A 19,562-nucleotide genomic window follows, 5' to 3' on the forward strand; every position below is an offset into this window, starting at 1 on the left:
GAGTGCCGGGCCCCTGGCGACGAGAAGAACCGTCAGGCCTTCTTGGTCTCCCAGAAGATCTTGTCGATCTGGGCGATGTAGTCCAGCGCCTTCTGGCCGGTGGCCGGGTCGGTGGACGCCTTGGCGGCCGAGAGGGCCTTCAGGGTGTCGTTGACCAGCTGGTGCAGCTCCGGGTACTTCTCGAAGTGCGGGGCCTTGAAGTAGTCGCTCCAGAGCACCGAGACGTGGTGCTTGGCAAGCTCGGCGCGCTGCTCCTTGATGACGGTGGCGCGAGCCTGGAAGTGCGGGTCGTCGTTGGCGGCCATCTTCTCCTGCACGGCCTTCACCGACTCCGCCTCGATGCGGGCCTGGGCCGGGTCGTACACGCCGCAGGGCAGGTCGCAGTGCGCGCTGACCTTGACCTTGGGGGCAAACAGGCGGGAAAGCATGGAGCATTCCTTCCTCGTGATCGTCTTCTCAGGTGGGACATTACTCCCTGAGGGACGGGTTTTCCCGAGTGCCCCCCAGGGCTTAGGACAAAAGTCCAGGGTGAGACTGAGACTGGTGGAGGAACGGACCGGGGAGGTGCCGGGGATGCCGGAGCTGTCGCAGGAGACCGATCGGGGGAGGGCAGTGGCGCCCTTCGGACTGGCCGAGGTGACGGGGCCGTCCATGGTGCCCACGCTGCATCACGGGGACCAGCTGCTGGTCCAGTACGGGGCCTCGGTCAGGCCGGGGGACGTCGTCGTCCTGCGCCACCCGTTCCAGCAGGACCTGCTGGTGGTCAAGCGTGCCGTGGAGCGGCGCGAGGGCGGCTGGTGGGTGCTCGGGGACAACCCGTACGCGGGCGGGGACAGCACCGACTACGGGGTGGTGCCGGAGGAGCTGATCCTGGGGAAGGCGTGGTTCCGCTACCGGCCGCTCGGGCGCGGTCAGCGTTCGCCGCTCGCGCTGCTGCGCTGGGCGTTCTCGGCGGCCAGGCCGCTGCTGTCGGACCGGTCGGCCTCCAGGCGTTTGCGGGCCCGGTAGGCGGCCACGTTGGCGCGGGTCGCGCAGCGGTCGGAGCAGTAGCGCCGGGAGCGGTTCGTGGACGTGTCCAGGTAGGCGTTGCGGCAGGGTGCCGCCTGGCACAGGCCGAGGCGGTCGACGCCGTACTCGGTCAGGTGGAAGGCGAGGCCCATCGCCGCGATCGCCGCGTAGCCGGCGGTCGGGTTGGACGGATGGTCGGCCAGGTGCATGTGCCACAGGGGGCGACCGTCCTCGTCGCGGTGGTCGTGGCCGGAGATCTGCGGGCTCACCGGGAACTCCAGGAGGAGGGAGTTCAGCAGGTCCACGGCGAGCGTCTCGTCGCCCTTGTCGGCCGCCTCGAAGACCGCGCGCAGCCGGGCCCGGACCGAGCGGAAGCGCGTGACGTCGGCGTCGCCGGCGCGGCGGGCCGCCGACGAGTTCGCGCCGAAGAGGTCGCGGACGGCCTCCACCGAGGTCAGGGAGTCCTTGCCGCGGACCGGCTCCTCGCTGTTGACGAGGCGTACGGCGTAATCCGAGTAATAGGCCAGTTCCACTTGTAGTCCTTACGGGGGCGCTCTATGGTCGTGTCTGCGGTCGGGTAACAGCCGGTCGTGCTTCCAGGGTATTACGCGTGTGTGAGGGGACGGGGAATCCATGACCACCAGTACCGGAACCGACTGGGCCGCGTGGCAGGAGAGCTGGGACCGACAGCAGGAGTGGTACATGCCGGACCGCGAGGAGCGGTTCCGGATCATGCTCGACATGGTCGAGGCGCTCGTCGGCACGGCCCCGCGCGTGCTCGATCTCGCCTGCGGCACGGGCAGCATCACCGCCCGGCTGCTGGCGCGCTTCCCCGAGGCGACCAGCACCGGAGTCGACCTCGACCCGGCCCTGCTGGCCATCGCCCGGGGCACCTTCGAGGGCGACGACCGCGTCTCCTTCGTCACCGCCGACCTCAAGGACCCCGACTGGCCGGCGAAACTGCCGTACGACTCCTACGACGCGGTCCTGACCGCCACGGCCCTGCACTGGCTGCACAGCGAACCCCTCGCGGCCCTCTACGGTCAGGTCGCGGAACTGGTCCGCGACGGCGGTGTCTTCATGAACGCGGACCACATGATCGACGACACCACGCCCCGGATCAACGCGGCCGAGCGCGCCCGGCGGCACGCCCGCATGGAACAGGCCAAGCGGGACGGCGCGCTGGACTGGGCCGACTGGTGGCAGCTGGCCGCGAAGGACCCCGTCCTCGCCGAGCCGACCGCCCGCCGCTTCGAGATCTACGGGGAGCACGCCGACGGGGACATGCCCTCCGTGGCCTGGCATGCGCGGACCCTGCGGGAGAAGGGGTTCGGGGAGGCCCGGGCGGTGTGGTGCTCGCCCTCCGACACCTTGCTCCTCGCCCTGAAGTAGGGCACGCCACGCAGGCCGGAGGCGGTACGAGAAATTCGTACCGCCTCTTCTGCGTCCCCGCGGGCGTCCCACCGCACTGGTACGGGTGAGACGGTCCGTAACCGGTGGGCCGGCGGAAAGGGGGAGGGATGACGCGGGGCGGGGAAGCGGCTCTGCAGGCCTTCGTCGAGGGCAGGCGCACGGCGCTGTTCCGCAGCGCATACCTGTTGTGCGGCAACCGCGACGAGGCGGAGGACCTCGTCCAGACGACGCTCGTGAAGGGGCTGCAGACACGGCTGCTGCTGAAGGACGGTCGTGCGCTGTACGTGCAGGACTGGAAGGGCTTCCTCGGCAAGGGCTCCCAGGGCCCGGTGCTGAAGTCGTTCCCGCTCACCCGCGCCCAGCTGCGCGCACTGGTACTGAAGCCGGAGCTGCTGCCCTGACGAACGGGAGTACGCGAGAGGGCGGTACGGGAAATCCGTACCGCCCTCTCGTGCAGTGACGCCTTACAGCACCTTGGACAGGAACGACTGCGTCCGCTCGTGCTGAGGGTTCGTCAGGACATCGCGCGGATGGCCGGATTCGACCACCACGCCGTCGTCCATGAACACCAGGCTGTCGCCCACCTCGCGGGCGAAGCCCATCTCGTGGGTGACGACGATCATCGTCATGCCGTCCTCGGCCAGGTCCCGCATCACGTCGAGGACCTCGCCGACCAGCTCCGGGTCGAGGGCCGAGGTCGGCTCGTCGAAGAGCATCAGCTTCGGCTGCATCGCCAGAGCCCGGGCGATGGCCACGCGCTGCTGCTGACCGCCGGAGAGCTGAGCCGGGTAGTGGCCCTTGCGGTCACCGAGGCCCACCCGGTCCAGGAGTCGCTCGGCGCGCTCCCGGGCGACCGCCTTGGCCTCGCCCTTGACCTGGACCGGCGCCTCCATGACGTTCTCCAGCGCCGTCATGTGCGGGAAGAGGTTGAAGCGCTGGAACACCATGCCGATGTCCCGTCGCTGCGCCGCGACCTCCTTCTCCTTCAGCTCGTAGAGCTTGTCGCCCTTCTGCCGGTAGCCGACCAGATGGCCGTCCACGTACAGCCGGCCGGCGCTGATCTTCTCCAGGTGGTTGATGCACCGCAGGAAGGTGGACTTGCCAGAACCGGACGGGCCGATCAGGCAGAAGACCTCGCGGGGGTTCACCACCAGGTCGATGCCCTTGAGGATGTGCGACAGCCCGAAGGACTTGTGCACGCCCTCGGCCTTGACCATCGGCGCGCCGCTGGTGGGCGGGGTGATGTCCTTGCTGAGACCGGTCATCGGGCCACCTCCGGGCGGCGGAACGAACCGAACAGTCGGAGGTTCTTCTTCAGGCGCTGGAACGGGGTCGGCGGCAGGTTGCGCGTCGAACCGCGGGCGTAACGCCGCTCAAGGTAATACTGCCCGACGCTGAAGACGCTGGTGAGGATCAGGTACCAGATCGATGCGACGAAATACATCTCGACGACCGCCAGCGAGGTGCTGGAGATGTCCGTCGAGCGCTTGATGAGTTCGTTGAACTGCACCGCGTAGGCCAGCGACGAGGTCTTCAGCATGTTGATGAACTCGTTGCCGGTCGGCGGCACGATCACCCGCATCGCCTGCGGCAGGATCACCCGGCGCAGCGTCTTGCCCTGGGTCATGCCCAGTGCGTGCGAGGCCTCCGTCTGCCCCAGGTCGACCGACTGGATGCCGGCGCGCACGATCTCCGACATGTATGCGGCCTCGTTCAGGCCGAGACCCAGCAGCGCCGCCAGGAACGGCGTCATCACCTGGTTCATCTCGTCCTTGTAGAACCCCAGGTTGAGGATGGGGAACACGAGGGAGAGGTTGTACCAGAGCAGCAGCTGCACCAGCACCGGGGTGCCGCGGAAGAACCAGATGTACAGCCACGCGACGGAGCTGGTGACCGGATTCGACGACATCCGCATCACCGCGAGGACGACGCCGAGGACGAGGCCCAGCGCCATGGCGAGCACGGAGATGTACAGCGTGTGCCAGACACCGGACAGAATCGTTCCGTCCGTCAGGTAGTCCGGGATGATGCTGTAGTTGATCTTCGCGTTCGAGAAGGCGATACCGATCAGCACCAGAACGGCGACGACGGCGGCGCCCGCCACCCAGCGGCCGTAGTGGCGCACCGGGATGGCCTTGATCTGCTCCGGCGGCACGGATGGCGCCGGAGTCTTGTCGACCGTGTCAGTCACAGGACAGCCCTTCAGTGTTGCTCAAGCTGCTCAGGAGCCGCCGTTGATCTTCGCCTCGGTGACCGCGCCCTGCGTGACGTTCCACTTCTGCAGGATCTTCTGGTAGTCGCCGTTCTTGATGATCGCGTTCATGGCGGCCTGGAGCGCGTCGCGCAGCTGGGCCTTGTCCTTGCTGATCGCGATGCCGTACGGGCCGGCCTCGATCTGGTCGCCGACCACCTCGAAGTCCTTGCCGCCGCCGGAGGTCTTGGCGTTGTAGGCCGCGACGGGGAAGTCGTTCAGGTCCGCGACGGACGCGCCCTGCTTCAGACGGAGCAGCGCCTCGGGGTCGGTGTCGAAGGTCTGCAGCGTGATGGCCTTCTTGCCGTCCGTCGTACACTTCTTGCTCTGCGCCTTGGCGATGCCCTCGGACGTGGTGCCGCGCTGCAGGGCCACGACCTTGCCGCACAGGTCGTCCAGCGACTTGATGCCCTTCGGGTTGCCCTTCTGGACCAGGATCGAGGTGCCGGCGGTGAAGTAGTCGACGAAGTCGACGCCGTTGCCGACCTTCTTGCCGGTGTCGGAGTCGATGCCGTTCTGGCGGTCCTTCGTGTCGTTCATCGCCGACATGATCACGTTGGACCGGCCGCCCTGCAGACCCACGATGAGCTGGTCGAACTTGCCGTTCTGGAACTCGAACTTCACACCCAGCTGCTTGCCGAGGGCGTCCGCGATGTCCGGGTCGATACCGACGGCCTTGCCGCCCTCCATGTACTCGACCGGCGGGTAGGCGATGTCGGAGCCCACCTTGATGACACCGGACTTCTTGATGTCCGCGGGGAGCTTGTCGGCGAGCGGCGCGGCGGCGGAGGACGACGAGGTGGAGCCGCTGTCATTGCCCTTGTCCGTCTGGTCACCGCAGCCGGTGAGGATCAGGGCGCCAGCGACCGCGATCGCACCGACCGCGGCAGTCCTGGCACGGGCGGTCGTACGACGGGTGGAGCTTGCGGTCATGGTGGTTCCTCCGCGGAAGGTGTGGAGATGCCGTTGGGTCGACGACAGCACACGCCATCGTGTGTCGCGACCTCGTGGGTTTACGGCATCCTGCCATTCGGACTACGCCATTCAGGGGCGTCGCCATGTCAAAATCGGATAACGGGTGACCCCCGAACCGTCTCAGGTCGGTACAACCTTGGTTCACCGCCATCGAACATCTGCGGGAATCAAGCCCTCCAGCCGGAAATTCTTCGGCGTATCTCACGATGTGGACGCCGGAGTGGTGGCTTTTCGCGGCGTTCGCGCCCCCGGGTGCCCGCTCCGCCGCACGCTCCGCGCACCCGTCAGCGGCGTGTCACTTGCGTGTGGCTTTCTGGTCGCCAGATGTGACCTTGCACCTATTGGACTCGTCGTCGGCGCCGTCCGTCCGGTAAGAAGGTTCTTTACACCCCTCATCCGGGGCTCAGGGCGCGTGTGCGGCGCGCCCGTCGCGTAGGGCCTGCACGTATCAAGCATTCGGGCCGTACGCGGTGCCCGCCCACCCCTCACCAGGAGTGGTCGACCCTCAAACCATGCATACCTAAGGGGTAAGACAAAGTGGCAGCGGAGATCGTCAATCCTCGCAGCGACAACAGTACGGATCAGGAGTCCGGGGCCGAGCCCCTCGATTCCTTCGACCCGGTGTTCGCGCTGCACCGCGGCGGCAAGATGGCTGTGCAGGCCACGGTGCCGGTCCGTGACAAGGACGACCTTTCCCTCGCGTACACGCCCGGCGTCGCGCGCGTGTGCACCGCGATCGCGGAACAGCCGGAGCTGGTCAACGACTACACATGGAAGTCCTCCGTGGTGGCCGTCGTGACCGACGGTACGGCCGTTCTCGGACTCGGGGACATCGGTCCCCAGGCCTCCCTCCCCGTGATGGAGGGCAAGGCGATCCTGTTCAAGCAGTTCGGCGGAGTCGACGCGGTGCCGATCGCGCTCGACTGCACCGACGTGGACGAGATCGTCGAGACCGTCGTCCGGCTCGCTCCCTCGTTCGGCGGAGTGAACCTGGAGGACATCTCGGCGCCGCGGTGCTTCGAGATCGAGCGTCGGCTCCAGGAGCGGCTGGACATCCCGGTCTTCCACGACGACCAGCACGGTACGGCCGTCGTGACGCTCGCGGCGCTGCGGAACGCGGCGCGGCTCAGCGGTCGCGAGATCGGACAGCTGCGGGCCGTCATCTCGGGCGCCGGCGCGGCCGGCGTCGCCATCGCCAAGATGCTGGTCGAGGCCGGCATCGGGGACGTGGCGGTCGCGGACCGCAAGGGCGTCGTCTCGGCGGACCGCGAGGACCTCACCTCGGTCAAGCGGGAGCTGGCCTCCTTCACGAACAAGGCCGGCATCACCGGCTCGCTGGAGGACGCGCTGGCGGGTGCGGACGTCTTCATCGGCGTCTCCGGCGGCACGGTCGCCGAGGAGGCCGTGGCCTCCATGGCCGAGGGCGCCTTCGTCTTCGCGATGGCCAACCCGAACCCGGAGGTCCACCCCGAGGTGGCGCACAAGTACGCGGCGGTCGTCGCGACCGGCCGCTCGGACTTCCCGAACCAGATCAACAACGTGCTGGCCTTCCCGGGGATCTTCGCGGGCGCGCTGCAGGTGCGGGCCACCCGGATCACCGAGGGCATGAAGATCGCCGCCGCCGAGGCCCTGGCCGCGGTCGTCGGTGACGATCTCGCCGCCGACTATGTGATTCCGTCTCCCTTCGACGAGCGGGTCGCTCCCGCGGTGACGGCGGCGGTGGCCGCCGCCGCTCGTGCCGAGGGCGTCGCGCGTCGGTGACGCCCCGCTGAATGGCCCCGCCCGTTCGGGTGGGGCCATTTCTTTGCCCACCCGCCCGCCGACCGGGTGAGCAGGGGGTGCCCTGATGGTGCCCCTGGCTCAGGATGCATAGCGCTCTCGTCACGCAAGAGGGCGTGTGTCACAGGGCCCTGTGGTTCCGTTGACTGCACGGCGCACCTATCGTCGACGCCATGTTCGCTGTCTACGCCGCCCGAATCGACCGCGACCAGCCGCTCTCCGGCCTTGAGCTGGGGGAGCGTCCGGCCCCCGAGGCCCGCCCCGGCTGGAGTAACGTCACGGTCCGCGCCGCCTCTCTCAACCACCATGACCTCTGGTCCCTGCGGGGTGTCGGACTCCCCGAGGAACGGCTGCCGATGATCCTCGGCTGCGACGCCGCCGGGATCGACGAGTACGGCAACGAGGTCGTCCTGCACTCCGTCATCGGCCAGACCGGTCACGGCGTCGGCCCCGACGAGCCCCGCTCGATCCTCACCGAGCGCTACCAGGGCACCTTCGCCGAGCAGGTCGCCGTACCCACCTGGAACATCCTGCCCAAGCCGAAGGAGCTGTCCTTCGAGGAGGCCGCCTGTCTGCCGACGGCCTGGCTGACGGCGTACCGGATGCTCTTCACCAACGCCGGGGTACGGCCCGGTGACTCGGTCCTCGTACAGGGCGCGGGCGGGGGAGTCGCCACGGCCGCCATCGTGCTCGGCAAGGCGGCGGGCTTGCGGGTCTTCGCCACCAGCCGGGACGAGGCGAAGCGCAAGCGAGCCCTGGAGCTGGGGGCCGTCGAGGCGGTGGAGTCGGGAGCGCGGCTGCCGCAGCGGGTCGACGCCGTCATCGAGACCGTGGGCGCCGCGACCTGGTCCCACTCGGTGAAGTCCCTGCGGCCGGGCGGCACGATCGTCATCTCCGGTGCCACGAGCGGCGACCGCCCCTCGCACGCCGAGCTGACCCGGATCTTCTTCCTCGAACTGAAGGTCGTCGGCTCCACCATGGGCACCAAGGAGGAGCTGGAGGACCTGCTCTCCTTCTGTGCCGCGACCGGCGTACGACCCGTCATCGACGAGGTGCTCCCCATGGACCGGGCCCGCGAGGGCTTCGAACGGCTCGAATCCGGCGAGCAGTTCGGGAAGATCGTGCTCACGAACTCCTGAGGCAGGCCTTGTCAGGCGACGGGGAGGCGGGGGCGGAGGCGGGGTGCCGGGTCCGCCTCCGCTGCCGCTTTCTCCGCCTCGTCCGTGGCCGGTGGATCAGACCCGGGGGCGGCGCAGTATCGCTCCGATGTGGGCCGCCGCCGTCGACAGCCGGTGGCGGGCGTCGCGGAGCTGGTCGTCGGTCACGCCGTGGTCGCGGGCCGCGTCGCGGATGTCGTCGCGGAAGCGGTCCAGCAGGCGGTCCAGGTCACGGGCCGGGTCGCCGGTGCTGTCCTCGTGCGCCCAGGAGGGCTCGTACTCCGCCGGGAAGTCCTCCGGGGTGGTGGAGTAATGCGGGGTGGAGTCGGCCGGGGAGGGGTGGTTCGGTCCCTTGGCGGGGGCCGACTTGCGGAGGTCCGGGCCCGTGGTGGCGCCTTCCGGGGTACGGCCGGGGCCTCGGTCCTTGCCGAAGTCGACGCCGTACTCCTTGCCGAACTCGCTGAACTCCTTGGCGAGTTCGGCGATGCCCTCCCGAACGCCGGTCGGCCAGTCGCCGCGGGTGAAGTGGTCCTGGACCCGGCCCTGGACCCGGCGGGCGATGCGCTGCATCTCCTCCTGCGCCTGGGCCCGGGCCCGCGTCTGGGCCTCCTGGGCCTGGCGGCGGGCCCGCTGGGCCTCCTCGCGGGCGCGGCGGCTCTCGTCCTTGGCGCGCCGGGCCTGCTCCTTCCACTCCTGCTTGACCCGGCGCATCTCCTCCTTGGCGGCCCGCCAGGCCTCGGCCTCGCCCAGGTCGCCGAACTCCCCGAAGGCCCCCGTCCGGCCGGTGCCAGCCGTGGCGCCCTTGCGGGCCTCGGAGGCGGCCGCGCGCATCTCGCGGCGCAGATCCCCGGCCGCGCCGCGCACATCGGCCTTGATCTCGGCGGCGAGTTCGGCGACCGACTCGCGGATCTCCAGCTCCAGGTCGGCCAGTTCGCCACTGCGGTCGGCCAGTTCGGCGCGGCCGGCGTCGGTGATGGCGTACACCTTGCGGCCGCCCTCGGTGGTGTGCGTGACCAGGCCCTCGGCCTCCAGCTTGGCCAGGCGGGGGTAGACCGTGCCCGCCGAGGGGGCGTACAGACCCTGGAAGCGTTCTTCGAGCAGCCTGATCACTTCGTAGCCGTGGCGCGGGGCCTCGTCGAGCAGCTTGAGCAGGTAGAGACGGAGGCGGCCATGGGCGAAGACGGGAGGCATGTCAGAGCACCTTCTTGTCGGTCGTGCCGTCGGACGGAGCACTGGTGGCTTCGGTGCTCTGACCGGAGACGGAATTGTCTCCCAGGGTGGGCTGGGGGTCGGATGCCGGGCCGGACGTCGGGGTGGATGCCGGTGCGGTCGGGGGCTCGGTCTCCCAGGGGGTGTCCTCCTCGTCCTCGCGCGGGGGGCGGCGCAGCAGGGCGATGGAACCGGAGACCGTGGTGGCGCGGAGCTTGCCGTTGCCCGGGCCGAGGCGGCCGGTGATCTTGTGGGCGCCCCACTGGCCGTGCACGCGCAGGCCGTCGAAGGCGTTGGAGATCGTGCCGCTCGCCGTGTTCGCCTCGACCTCCGCGTCCGCGGGGTGCGGCAGGCGGATGGCGATCTCGCCGGAGACGCTGGTCAGCCGGACGTCGGTGGGGCCGTCCGGGTCCAGGTCGATGATCATGGAGCCGCTGACCGAGTCGGCGCGGACGGTGGGGCCCGAGCCCTCCACGACGGTCAGGTCGCCCGAGACCGAGTTGAACCGCAGCTCGCCGGTGACGGCCTGCGCCTCCAGGCTGCCGGACACGGTGTCCGCGCGGACCGGGCCGGAGAGGCCGACGAGGGTCGTGTCCCCGGTGACGCCCTTGACCACCGATGGGCCCCGGATGCCGGAGACGACCGCGCCGGCGCCGACCACGCCCACCTCCACGCGCGTGTCGGCGGGCACCGCGAGCGAGACGACGGCACTGCGCCGCCAGCCCTTGCGGTCGAGCCACTTGAGGAAGCCCTTCCAGGGCAGATCCTCGTAGGCCACCGTGAGGATGCCGTCCTCCTGCGTGACGATCAGGGGTGGGCCCTGGATCTCGGAGACCTCCAGGCGCGCGGAACCCTCGTCGGTGCCCACGACGTTCACCGTTCCGTTCACGATGCGCACGTGCAGATCGCTCACGGGGGTGTCGAACGTGAGCTTCTGGGGCTCGGCGACGGACCACTCGGACATGGGGGGCCTCCTCGGGCGCGGCGGGGCGGAGCGCGGTCGCGACACGCCATATCGCGTCTTTCCTCATTCACGATATATCGTGGTCACGGAAAGTCAAGACACCCTTTCGGGTTGGTGAGCCAAGGCGCGGGAGGCGGGGAACGGCGCGGGCGGGCCCGCGAGGGCGGGCGCGTCCGGTCGAGGGGGCCGTGGGTCCGGTCGAGGGGGCCGTGGGTCCGGTCGAGGGGGCCGTGGGTCCGCAGGCCGGGGATGGCCGGGGATGGCCTGGGCGATGGCCGGAAGATCGCCCCCTGCGTGGCGGATGAAGAGGAGAAGGCGCTGCTACTGCGTAGGGGGCCGCACGCGGCGGCCCCCTGGTGAGCAGTACGGATTCACGCTCGTACTGCCTGCTGTCGTACGACCGGACTACTCCTCGTCCTCGTCGTCCAGGCGGGCCAGCCAGGTCGCGAGGCGTTCCACCGGGACCTCGAAGTCGGGGTTCAGGTCGACGAACGTGCGCAGCTGCTCGGCGAGCCACTCGAAGGTGACCTCTTCCTCGCCGCGCCGCTTCTCCAGTTCTTCGATGCCTCTGTCGGTGAAGTACATGGATGCCGCTCCGTCGGTCAGTGCAGGGGTAGGGCCGCTCCCGGGCGGGAAGAACCCTCAACCTGTGAGAGGTGGAAGATGCCGCTTTTCCGCCTGAGGAGCCGGGCGAGAACAGGAAAATGATAGGCAGGCCGTCCGGCCCGACGGGCAGGCGGTCCGGGCGGGGCGACGGGGCGACAACGGGGCGAGGGGACGGGGGAGCGCGATGAGCGAGCAGTCGACGCGGGTAGCGAGGATCCAGCTGCCGGACGGGACGCCGGTGTGGGCCCGGATATCGGGGGCCGAGGAGCTGTCCGCGCCGTCGTCCGGCGGGCTGTCGTACACGGACACCGGGTTCGCCGAGCGGGTGGAGGCGAGCGTCGAGAGCCTGCAATCGCTGATCACCGGTGTCGCCCGATCGCTGTCCGGCCCGCTGCGGGCGGTGCGGCCGGACGAGGTGAGCGTCGAGTTCGGCATCGAGCTGACCGCGAAGGCCGGGAAGGTGGTGGGCCTGCTCGCGGACGGCGAGGCCAAGGCCGCCATCACGGTCACCCTGACGTGGAACGGCGACGGCCCGCCGGACCCGGACGCCCGCGCGGACGCCCGCGCGGACGCCGGCGCGGACCCGGGCACGCCCGCCGCCCCGCCCCAGGGCATCCCCGGCCAGCCGGCCCCACCCATACCCCCGGTCCCACCAGCACCCCCCGCCCCGCCGACACCTCAAGCACCTCCGGCCCCACCCGCAACCCCGGCACCGGACCTCTCCGGCGACGCCACTCCTTCCCCGCACACCGGCGCGTCCACCGGCGTTCGGGGGCACGGGGGTGTCGGGGGCGGCGGCGTCGGGGGCGCGGTATGACGGAGCGGTACGACGGGGGCGCACCGGACGGCTTCGATGCTGCCCAGCTTGCCCTCCGTGAACTCGTTCTCGCGGCGACCGTGCGCATTCATCACGCGGGTGCCGGGTATGCCCACGACGAGCCCGGCAGCTTCCTCGGCAGCGGATTCTTCGTCGCGCCGAACTGGGTTCTGACCTGCGCACACGTGGTTCACGCCGAGGAGGGGGGCGAGGTCACCGTGGTGTACCGGACCAGCCCCTACGAGGACCCGCGCGCCGTGCCCGGAAAGGTGGCGGCGACCCTGCCCGAGCACGCTGGCCGACTCGTGCCCGGCAGTTGGCCCGCCCCGGACCTCGCGCTGGTCCGGCTCGGTGAGCCCGTCGGGCACACGTGTGTGTACGTCTCCGAGCGTCCCAACCCGCACTTCGGCGGGAGCAGGGTGTACTACGCGGGCTGGACGGGCGCCCGGGGCCGGCTCGAGATCCTCGACGGATACCTCTCCGTCCAGGGGACGATCAGCGCCTGGTCGCCGGAGGAGCAGGTGCGGCTGGGGCAGAACGATCTGCCGCCCGGTGTCTCGGGCGGCCCGGTGATCGATCCCGTGCGGGGTGAGGTCGTCGGCGTTCTGAAGTCACGCGCGGACCACGGTACGGGCGGCACGTCCATCGGGGTCGAGCAGCTTCGCACCCTCCAGTTGCCGACGGGTGCGCCAGGGACCGGCCACACCGACGCCCACCCGATCGACCCTCGGCAGAGCGGTTCCCATCTGACCGACGCCCGTCCGACCGAAGCCCACCCCAGCGGCACCCATGCGGACAACCCCCCTCCGAACAACCCCCCTCCCGACACCCCCCACCCCGCCGACCTCTACCAAGCCGTCTTCCACGCCCACGACCGCTACCACCGCGACCGCCAGCAGCCCTCCGACTCGCCGGCGCCCACCTGGGCCGACATCCAGGGCGAACTCGGCGCGCGTCCCGGGCGTGCACTCAGCCCGCACGAGCGCGGTGAACTCCTCGGCCGGCTGGCCGACTTACCGCCGCCGGCCAGCACCCGCACCCTGCTCGACATCCTCCGTTCCCTGCCCAACTTCCGGCTTCCGGCCCTGGTGCCCGCCCCGCGCGGCTGGCGGGACGGCCTGGGCGTGCTGTACGAACACGCGCGGCAGGACGGGGCGCGCAAACTCGTCATCGACTACGCGATGCGGATCCTGGCGGCCGAGCGCGACCGGCGGCCCAGTGTGCGCGCCGCCGAAGCGGCCCTTTGGGAGTGGGTGAGGCACGCGTCGACGGGACTGGACGCCGGTTACCGCACCGAACTCGCCCTGCAGCGCGCCGAGTTGCTCGGCCGTGCGCATCCCGCACACGAGCGGGTCGACGACGGCCCCGGCCAGGTGCTGACCGAGCACGCCGCGCAGCATCCGTCTCTCGCGCCGCCCGGCCCTTCCGTACTGCTGGTGGTGTTGCGCCGGGGCTGGGAGCCGGACCGGTGCGACTGGTCGATCTCGGTGGCGGACACGGACGGCGGCACGACGCTGCTGCACGAGACCGAGCGCACCCCGCTCGCCGACCTCGACGCCCATGTGGCCGCCCCGCTCACCGAGGCGTTCCGGCAGTGCGACGGGCCGGGGCGGCCCGCCACCCTCTACGTGGCCCTGCCGCACCTCCTCCTGGGCGCGGCGGTGGACGACTGGCGGCTGCGGTCCGACGGCGTCCCGCTCGGCGTCGAACGGCCGGTCCTGGTGCGCTGCTCGGACCGCGACCAGCTGCCCGACGAGGGGGCGGACGGCCCCGGCGCGTGGCCGGCGGCGGCCTGGGAGCAGTACGGCGACGAAGGCGACGAGGGCGACGAGGACGGCGAGCGCCGGGACCGCTGGCGCCGGCTGCACGCCTGGCAGGCGCAGGCCGAAGTGCTGGACTGCGACGACGGGGTGCGCAGACCCGTACCGGACACGGCGGCGCTGCGCGGCCTCGCGCCGCACACGGTGCCGGTGCTGTGCCGCCTGGGCGACCTGCGCTACGAGAGCGACCCCGCCGCGCTCGGCCGGATCCTGCGGGCCGGCTTCGGGGTGGCGATGTGGCGCCGCTGGCGGCGGCAACCCGAGTCCGTGTGCGGGGAGTTCCACCGGGGCGCCAAGACGGTCGTCGACGACGGCAACGGCGTGGCCTTCCTGCCCGACGCGGTGCACGGGCTGCGCAAGCAGATGCACGCGGGGCTCACCGAAGCCTACTGGGCCCATGGAGTAGCACTGTTGTACGACGATCCGCACAGGCCCCTGCCGGGAACCGGAGATCTTCTGGAGGCGCCGTGACGCGGTGCGCGCGTTCCCTCCGGATCCCCTTACCAGGTGTCCAGCGGATCGATACCGTGATGCACGTTCGACGGCTGCCGTGGCGGACGAGTGACGACGAGGACCGGACATGACCGAATCCAGTGAGTGGCTCATCTACCGAGGCGCCGGGGAACCGCACGACGGCATGAGCCGGCTGCCCCCGCCACCGCCCTGGCGGGACTTCTCCGGCCGGGACGACGCGGACGGGGAAGGCGACGGCGACGGCTCCCGGGACCGTAGGCTCGGCGCGCACCGGCACCTGGCCGAACTGCACCGGCCCGGCGCCGAGGAGCTGGAGATGATCAACGCGGCGCTCTATCTGCGCCGCCCCCTGCTCGTCACCGGCAGCCCCGGCGCGGGCAAGAGCACGCTGGCCCATTCGGTGGCGTACGAGCTGGGCCTGGGCGAGGTGCTGCGCTGGTCCATCGTCAGCCGGACCACGCTCCAGGACGGGCTGTACCACTACGACGCCATCGCTCGGCTCCAGGACGTCCAGATCGCCGCGCAGGGCGGGTACGGGGCGGCGGCCGGCAGCCCCGGGGCCGTCGAGGCCATCGGCAGTTACATCCGGCTCGGGCCGCTCGGTACGGCCCTGCTGCCCTCGGACACCCCGCGCGTGCTGCTGATCGACGAACTCGACAAGAGCGACATCGACCTGCCCAACGACCTGCTGAACGTGCTGGAGGAGGGCGAGTTCGAGATACCCGAGCTGCAGCGCATAGCCGACCGGCTGCCCGACGGCGAGGCCGAGGTGCTCACCGCCGACGGCACCAAGGTCCGCGTCCGCGACGGCCGGGTGCGCTGCCGCGCCTTCCCGTTCGTGGTCCTCACCAGCAACGGGGAACGGGACTTCCCGGCCCCGCTGATGCGCCGCTGCATCCACCTGGAGCTGGGCCGGCCCGACCACAACCGGCTCGCCACCTTCGTCCGCGCCCACCTCGGTGACGAGGCCGCGCGGGCGGGCGACGACCTGATCGCCCGCTTCCTGGAGCGCTCCCGCAGCGAACTCCTCGCTGCCGACCAGCTGTTGAACGCGATCTACCTCACCGACGCGGCCGCCCCGCCCAGCCGCGAGCGACTCGCCGATCTGCTCATCCAGCGGCTCGACCGTTCGAGGTGAGGCGCCGATGCCCGACGCAGCGGCACGACACGGCCCGGTCCCGCCGGACCCCTCCGACCGGCCCGGCCTGCCCGACCGGCCTGGCCTGCCCGACTCCGACCCCACCGTCGGCCTGCCCGGCGGCGATCCCGCCTTCGACATGACCGGCAACGACCCCTCCTTCGGCATGACCGACGACGGCCCCACTGCCGGTACGACCGGCGGCGACCCCCTGGCCGAACTCGTGCTCCGGCTGCGGGAGATCGGGATGGAGCCCGATGCGGAGGGGCTGAGCGACGCGCTGTGGCTGGCGCGGTGGGCCGGGTCGGGGGACGAGGACGAGACGAAGGGGACGGCAGGCGCCGCAGGGACCTCCGTCCCGCCGGGGACGGGAGCGGGCGAGACCGTGTCCGGGCAGGGCGGCAGGAGCGGCCCCGAGCCCGCGACCGAGCCGCCCGCGCGATGGCCGGAACCACAGCCGGCCGCCGCCGGGCCCGACCGCCGGGTGACGCTGTACCCGTTACCTCGCGACGGCGCCCCGAGCGCCCAGGCGACCGGGCGGATCACGGCGCTTCCGGTCGGCGTGCCCGTCGCCCCCGTCCTGCCCGCGCCGCTCGAACTCCAGCGCGCCTTGCGGCCGTTGCAGGCGTACCGCAGTGCCGCGCCGCCGCTGCGCACGGAGCTGGACGAGACGGCCACGGCCGAGCTGAGCGCTCGTGCGGGCGGTCTGATCCTGCCCGTCCACCGCGCCGTGACCCGGGGTGACGCCCGCCTTCAGCTCGTGCTGGACGCCGCGCCCTCGATGCGGGTGTGGGACCGCATGTTCGCCGAACTCCAGCAGGTGTTCGCCCAGTTGGGCGCCTTCGGGGACATCCAGGTCAGCCATCTGCACGCCGGTCCGGACGGCGGGCCCGCGGTCAGCCGGAGCCCGGACGCCGAGGCGGCCCCGCTGCACACCGCGGACCGGCTGAGCGACCCCACCGGCCGCCGGATCACCCTGCTGGTCAGCGACTGCGCCGGCCCGCTGTGGCGCAGCGGCCACGCGCACCGCCTGCTGCACCACCTGGCCCGCCTCGCCCCCGTCGCCGTGCTCCAGCCGCTGCCCCAGCGCCTGTGGAACCGTACCCGGCTGCCCGTGACGTACGGCCGGCTCGCCCGCGGCGACGCCCTGGGCGGCACCGCGCTGCGGGTGCGCACCCCCGACGGTGCCCCGGTGGTCCCGCCGCCGGGCGTCCTGCCCGTACCGGTGCTGCCGCCCGAGCCGGTGGCCCTCGGCGCCTGGGCGCGGCTGCTGTCCGGGGCCGGCACCGGGCCGGTCGCCGGAGCGGTGGGCTGGGTGCGCGCGGACCAGCCGCCCGCGCCGAGGCCGCGCCAGACGCGCAGGCCGACGTCGGTGGAGCGGGTCAGCCGGTTCCGTTCCGCGGCCTCCCCGACCGCCGGACGCCTCGCCGTCTATCTGGCCGCCGCCCCGCTGTGTCTGCCGGTGATGCAGCTGGTGCAGCGCACCATGCTGCCCGGCTCCGGCCCCTCCGAACTCGCCGAGGTGCTGCTCGGCGGCCTCGTCCAGCGCGCCGAGGCCGAGGAGGACTACGGGCGGGACGCGGGCCAGTGGTACGAGATGGATCCGGACGTGCGGGAGGCGCTGCTGTCGACGCTCGGCCGGGACGAGGCGGTCCTGGTCCTCAAGCACTGCTCCGAGTACATCGAGCAGCGCTTCGGCAAGGGCGGCGCCAACTTCCCGGCCCTGGCGCTCGCCCAGCTCGGCGGCGGTACCGGCCTGGCGGCCGAGCGGGGGCAGGAGCCCGGCGCGCCCCCGGGACGCGCCTACACGCCCGGCACCGGCTACCCCGGAGAGAACGGCGACAACGGCGACGCGACGCTGGTCCCGCAGCCCTTCGCCGAGGTCGCCGCCCGGGTGCTGGAACGCTTCATGCCGCTGCCGGAACAGTTCCGCCTCTACGGCACCCGGGGCGGCGGCGCCCCGGCCGGGGAGCGGCCGACACACCCGGCGGTGGTCCGGGCCCGCACCCTGCTCGCCCGGTTCGACGCCGAGGGCATGGTGCAGGACGTGATCGACGCCGTACAGCTGCTGCGCGGCGCCACCGGGCACGAGCGCCCGGCCGGAGCCGACCCCGGGCTGTGGGCGGAGTACGCGTACGCCACGCTGCGGCTGTGGGAGGTGCAGGGCGGGGCCGAGCTGCTGCGGGAGGCGGAGAATGCCGCCGAGCGGGCCGTGGCGCACCCGCACGCGCTGCGCGAACGGGCGGCGCTGGCCCGGGTGCTGCGCGCCGCCGCCACCGACCGCAGGCGCCGCGGCGACCAGCACGGCGCCCTGGACCTGCTGAGTCGCGCCGACCGGGAGTACGCGGTGGCCTGTGCCGCGCCCGAGCTGGACCCGAAGGAGGCGCTGCGGCTGACGCTGGAGCGGGTGGGCGCGCTGGAGACGCAGTGGCGGCTCGGCGGTGACAGCGCGCTGCTCCAGGGCGCGGTCGGCATGCTGGAGGCGTTCGCCGACATCTGGCCGGACCGCCGGCACCGCCCGCCCGAACTCCCGCTCGCCCACGGCAGGCTCCTGCTGCGCCTGGCGGACGCCACGACCGACCCGGAGCAGGCCCGCGGCTACGCCGAGCAGGCCACCCGGTCCCTGCGCGACGCGCTGGCGGCCGAGGCTTCGGGCGAGACCCAGGGTGAGACCGCGGGCGCCACCCCGGGTGAGACTCCGGGCGAGACCCCGGGGGGTGCCGACCGGGCCCGGGAGCGGATCCGGATCCACCTCGACCTGGTCGACGCCCTGCTGAAGTCGGGCGGGGACCTGGCCGAGGCCCAGGACCAGGTCGAGGAGGCGCTGGCGAGCACCACCCGGCGCAGCCTGCGCTCCCTGCTCCACGTGCGCGCCGGACGCGTCAAGGCCGCCCGGTACGCCGAGTCCGGCGATCTGCGCGAACTGCGGGACGCCGCCGCCTCGTTCGCGCTGGCCGCCGGGGACATGTCGAGGGACGCGGCCGGCTACTCCGACGTGCTCGCCGAGTGGGGCGAGGCGCTGTTGCGCCGGGCGGGCGCGGAGAGCGCGGCCCGCGCCTGGGAACCCCTGTCCCGGGCGATCCGCGTGCTGCGGGACTGCCGTACGGAGACACCCACGGGCAGTCCGCACACGGCGTACCGGCTGCTGATGCTGGGCCGGGCGCTGATCCTGCGCTACCGGCTGCGCGGCGACCGGGTCGACCTGCGGGAGGCGGAGCACCTCTTCGGCCTGGCGGCCGCGGAGGCGGACGATCCGCTGCTGGCCGCCCGCTGCGGGCTGGAGCTGGGGCAGGCGCAGTACGAGGCCTACCGGAGCCTGGGCCGGCCCACCCGCCTGGACGACGCGGTGGACGCCTTCCGGTCGGCGGCCGAGTCGGCGCGGGAGGCCGAGGAGGAGGCCGAAACGGAGCGCAGGCGCCAGGACGCGGTGGAACTGGGTGCGCAAGCGCACCACTGGCGGGGTATGTCCTACGAGGCGGCCGCCCGCCCACGCGCGGCCCGCGAGGCCTACCGGGCGGCCCGCGCCGAGTGGTCGCGGCTGCCCGACGGCAGCCTCGGCACGGGCGGGCCGACGGCCGCGGACACGGCGCGCCGGCTGGCCGAGCTGGAATGAGCACGCAGGCAGGGGCCACAGGGGAGAGGGGAACGGGGACATGAGCGCACGGGACGACGCGCCCGCACGGGAGAACGCCGGGCCGCCGCAGGATCTGACAGATGTGCCGGATTTGCCGGATCTGCCGGAACTCACGGCGCTGGACCTGGAGGAGCTGCGCACCGTCGAGCACCCCGTCCTCAGGGAGGTGCTGGCGGGGCTGCGCGAGCGCGCGGAGCGTCCGAGCGAGATGCTCTGGGGCTTCAACAACTGCCTCTGAACGTGACGAAACAACCAACACTATCGGTCAACTAGGGGCAGAAAAAGCCAAGTTAGAGTGCCAGGGGTTTGCCCCCAGC

17 protein-coding genes and 1 pseudogene are annotated in these 19,562 nt (G+C 71.9%); 10 read left to right on the forward strand and 8 right to left on the reverse strand.

Features of this window, described 5'->3' with window-relative positions:
• Positions 1 to 32: 32 nt before the first annotated feature.
• Positions 33 to 428, reverse strand: a complete 396-nt coding sequence (sodN, locus tag ABZ865_RS14555) for a superoxide dismutase, Ni (protein WP_100828187.1) — start codon at positions 426 to 428, stop codon at positions 33 to 35.
• A gap of 145 nt (positions 429 to 573) precedes the next feature.
• Here sodN and sodX point away from each other — a divergent pair, with 145 nt between their 5' ends.
• Positions 574 to 1,008 (forward strand): nickel-type superoxide dismutase maturation protease, encoded by a 435-nt coding sequence (sodX, locus tag ABZ865_RS14560; RefSeq protein WP_361229717.1) that lies wholly within the window; start codon positions 574 to 576, stop codon positions 1,006 to 1,008.
• On the opposite strand, the gene ABZ865_RS14565 is transcribed toward sodX, so the two are convergent.
• Positions 912 to 1,541, reverse strand: a complete 630-nt coding sequence (locus tag ABZ865_RS14565) for a CGNR zinc finger domain-containing protein (protein WP_361229123.1) — start codon at positions 1,539 to 1,541, stop codon at positions 912 to 914. The two genes, sodX and ABZ865_RS14565, sit on opposite strands and share 97 nt — an antisense overlap.
• A gap of 100 nt (positions 1,542 to 1,641) precedes the next feature.
• On the opposite strand from ABZ865_RS14565, the gene ABZ865_RS14570 reads away from it, so the two are divergent.
• Both ABZ865_RS14570 and ABZ865_RS14575 read left to right on the forward strand, forming a co-directional pair.
• Entirely contained in the window at positions 1,642 to 2,400 is a 759-nt protein-coding gene (locus tag ABZ865_RS14570; RefSeq protein ID WP_361229126.1) for a class I SAM-dependent methyltransferase, read from the forward strand.
• A 128-nt stretch (positions 2,401 to 2,528) separates the two neighbouring features.
• A pseudogene (locus ABZ865_RS14575) lies at positions 2,529 to 2,660 on the forward strand (SigE family RNA polymerase sigma factor); the annotation flags it as partial.
• 225 nt (positions 2,661 to 2,885) lie between these two features.
• Here the strand turns inward: ABZ865_RS14575 and ABZ865_RS14580 are convergent.
• The 3 genes from ABZ865_RS14580 to ABZ865_RS14590 are packed head-to-tail and all read right to left on the reverse strand — an operon-like array spanning position 2,886 to position 5,605.
• Positions 2,886 to 3,686, reverse strand: a complete 801-nt coding sequence (locus tag ABZ865_RS14580; protein ID WP_361229129.1) for an amino acid ABC transporter ATP-binding protein — start codon at positions 3,684 to 3,686, stop codon at positions 2,886 to 2,888.
• Positions 3,683 to 4,612 (reverse strand): amino acid ABC transporter permease, encoded by a 930-nt coding sequence (locus ABZ865_RS14585; protein ID WP_361229132.1) that lies wholly within the window; start codon positions 4,610 to 4,612, stop codon positions 3,683 to 3,685. The genes ABZ865_RS14580 and ABZ865_RS14585 overlap by 4 nt, the downstream gene beginning before the upstream one ends.
• 30 nt (positions 4,613 to 4,642) lie before the next feature.
• On the reverse strand, positions 4,643 to 5,605 hold the full coding sequence (locus ABZ865_RS14590; RefSeq protein WP_361229135.1) for an ABC transporter substrate-binding protein: 963 nt from the start codon (positions 5,603 to 5,605) through the stop codon (positions 4,643 to 4,645).
• Between the two features lie 579 nt (positions 5,606 to 6,184).
• Here ABZ865_RS14590 and ABZ865_RS14595 point away from each other — a divergent pair.
• Both ABZ865_RS14595 and ABZ865_RS14600 read left to right on the forward strand, forming a co-directional pair.
• A complete protein-coding gene (locus ABZ865_RS14595; protein WP_361229138.1) occupies positions 6,185 to 7,408 on the forward strand; it encodes an NADP-dependent malic enzyme in 1,224 nt (407 codons plus the stop codon).
• A 191-nt stretch (positions 7,409 to 7,599) separates the two neighbouring features.
• Positions 7,600 to 8,565: a zinc-binding dehydrogenase gene (locus tag ABZ865_RS14600; RefSeq protein WP_361229140.1), complete on the forward strand. Its 966-nt coding sequence runs from the start codon at positions 7,600 to 7,602 to the stop codon at positions 8,563 to 8,565.
• A gap of 96 nt (positions 8,566 to 8,661) precedes the next feature.
• Here ABZ865_RS14600 and ABZ865_RS14605 read toward each other — a convergent pair whose 3' ends face one another.
• The 3 genes from ABZ865_RS14605 to ABZ865_RS14615 all read right to left on the reverse strand — a co-directional run bounded on the left by ABZ865_RS14605 (position 8,662) and on the right by ABZ865_RS14615 (position 11,341).
• Positions 8,662 to 9,774 carry a helix-turn-helix transcriptional regulator gene (locus ABZ865_RS14605; protein WP_361229143.1) on the reverse strand — a complete coding sequence of 371 codons (1,113 nt, stop codon included), beginning with the start codon at positions 9,772 to 9,774 and terminating at the stop codon, positions 8,662 to 8,664.
• A 1-nt stretch (position 9,775) separates the two neighbouring features.
• Entirely contained in the window at positions 9,776 to 10,756 is a 981-nt protein-coding gene (locus tag ABZ865_RS14610) for a DUF4097 family beta strand repeat-containing protein (protein ID WP_361229146.1), read from the reverse strand.
• 405 nt (positions 10,757 to 11,161) lie between these two features.
• Complete coding sequence (locus ABZ865_RS14615; RefSeq protein WP_023586593.1) at positions 11,162 to 11,341, reverse strand: DUF6104 family protein; 180 nt, start codon at positions 11,339 to 11,341, stop codon at positions 11,162 to 11,164.
• Between the two features lie 205 nt (positions 11,342 to 11,546).
• On the opposite strand from ABZ865_RS14615, the gene ABZ865_RS14620 reads away from it, so the two are divergent.
• The 5 genes from ABZ865_RS14620 to fxsA all read left to right on the forward strand — a co-directional run bounded on the left by ABZ865_RS14620 (position 11,547) and on the right by fxsA (position 19,483).
• Positions 11,547 to 12,179 (forward strand): CU044_2847 family protein, encoded by a 633-nt coding sequence (locus ABZ865_RS14620; RefSeq protein WP_361229150.1) that lies wholly within the window; start codon positions 11,547 to 11,549, stop codon positions 12,177 to 12,179.
• Positions 12,176 to 14,470 (forward strand): trypsin-like peptidase domain-containing protein, encoded by a 2,295-nt coding sequence (locus tag ABZ865_RS14625; RefSeq protein ID WP_361229153.1) that lies wholly within the window; start codon positions 12,176 to 12,178, stop codon positions 14,468 to 14,470. The genes ABZ865_RS14620 and ABZ865_RS14625 overlap by 4 nt, the downstream gene beginning before the upstream one ends.
• Positions 14,471 to 14,579: 109 nt before the next feature.
• Positions 14,580 to 15,611: a MoxR family ATPase gene (locus tag ABZ865_RS14630; RefSeq protein ID WP_361229156.1), complete on the forward strand. Its 1,032-nt coding sequence runs from the start codon at positions 14,580 to 14,582 to the stop codon at positions 15,609 to 15,611.
• A 7-nt stretch (positions 15,612 to 15,618) separates the two neighbouring features.
• Complete coding sequence (locus ABZ865_RS14635) at positions 15,619 to 19,224, forward strand: SAV_2336 N-terminal domain-related protein (RefSeq protein WP_361229159.1); 3,606 nt, start codon at positions 15,619 to 15,621, stop codon at positions 19,222 to 19,224.
• A 40-nt stretch (positions 19,225 to 19,264) separates the two neighbouring features.
• Entirely contained in the window at positions 19,265 to 19,483 is a 219-nt protein-coding gene (gene fxsA, locus ABZ865_RS14640; RefSeq protein WP_361229162.1) for an FxSxx-COOH cyclophane-containing RiPP peptide, read from the forward strand.
• Positions 19,484 to 19,562: the final 79 nt, after the last annotated feature.

The sequence above is a fragment of the Streptomyces sp. NPDC047085 genome, assembly GCF_040643735.1.
Classification (GTDB): Bacteria; Actinomycetota; Actinomycetes; order Streptomycetales; family Streptomycetaceae; genus Streptomyces.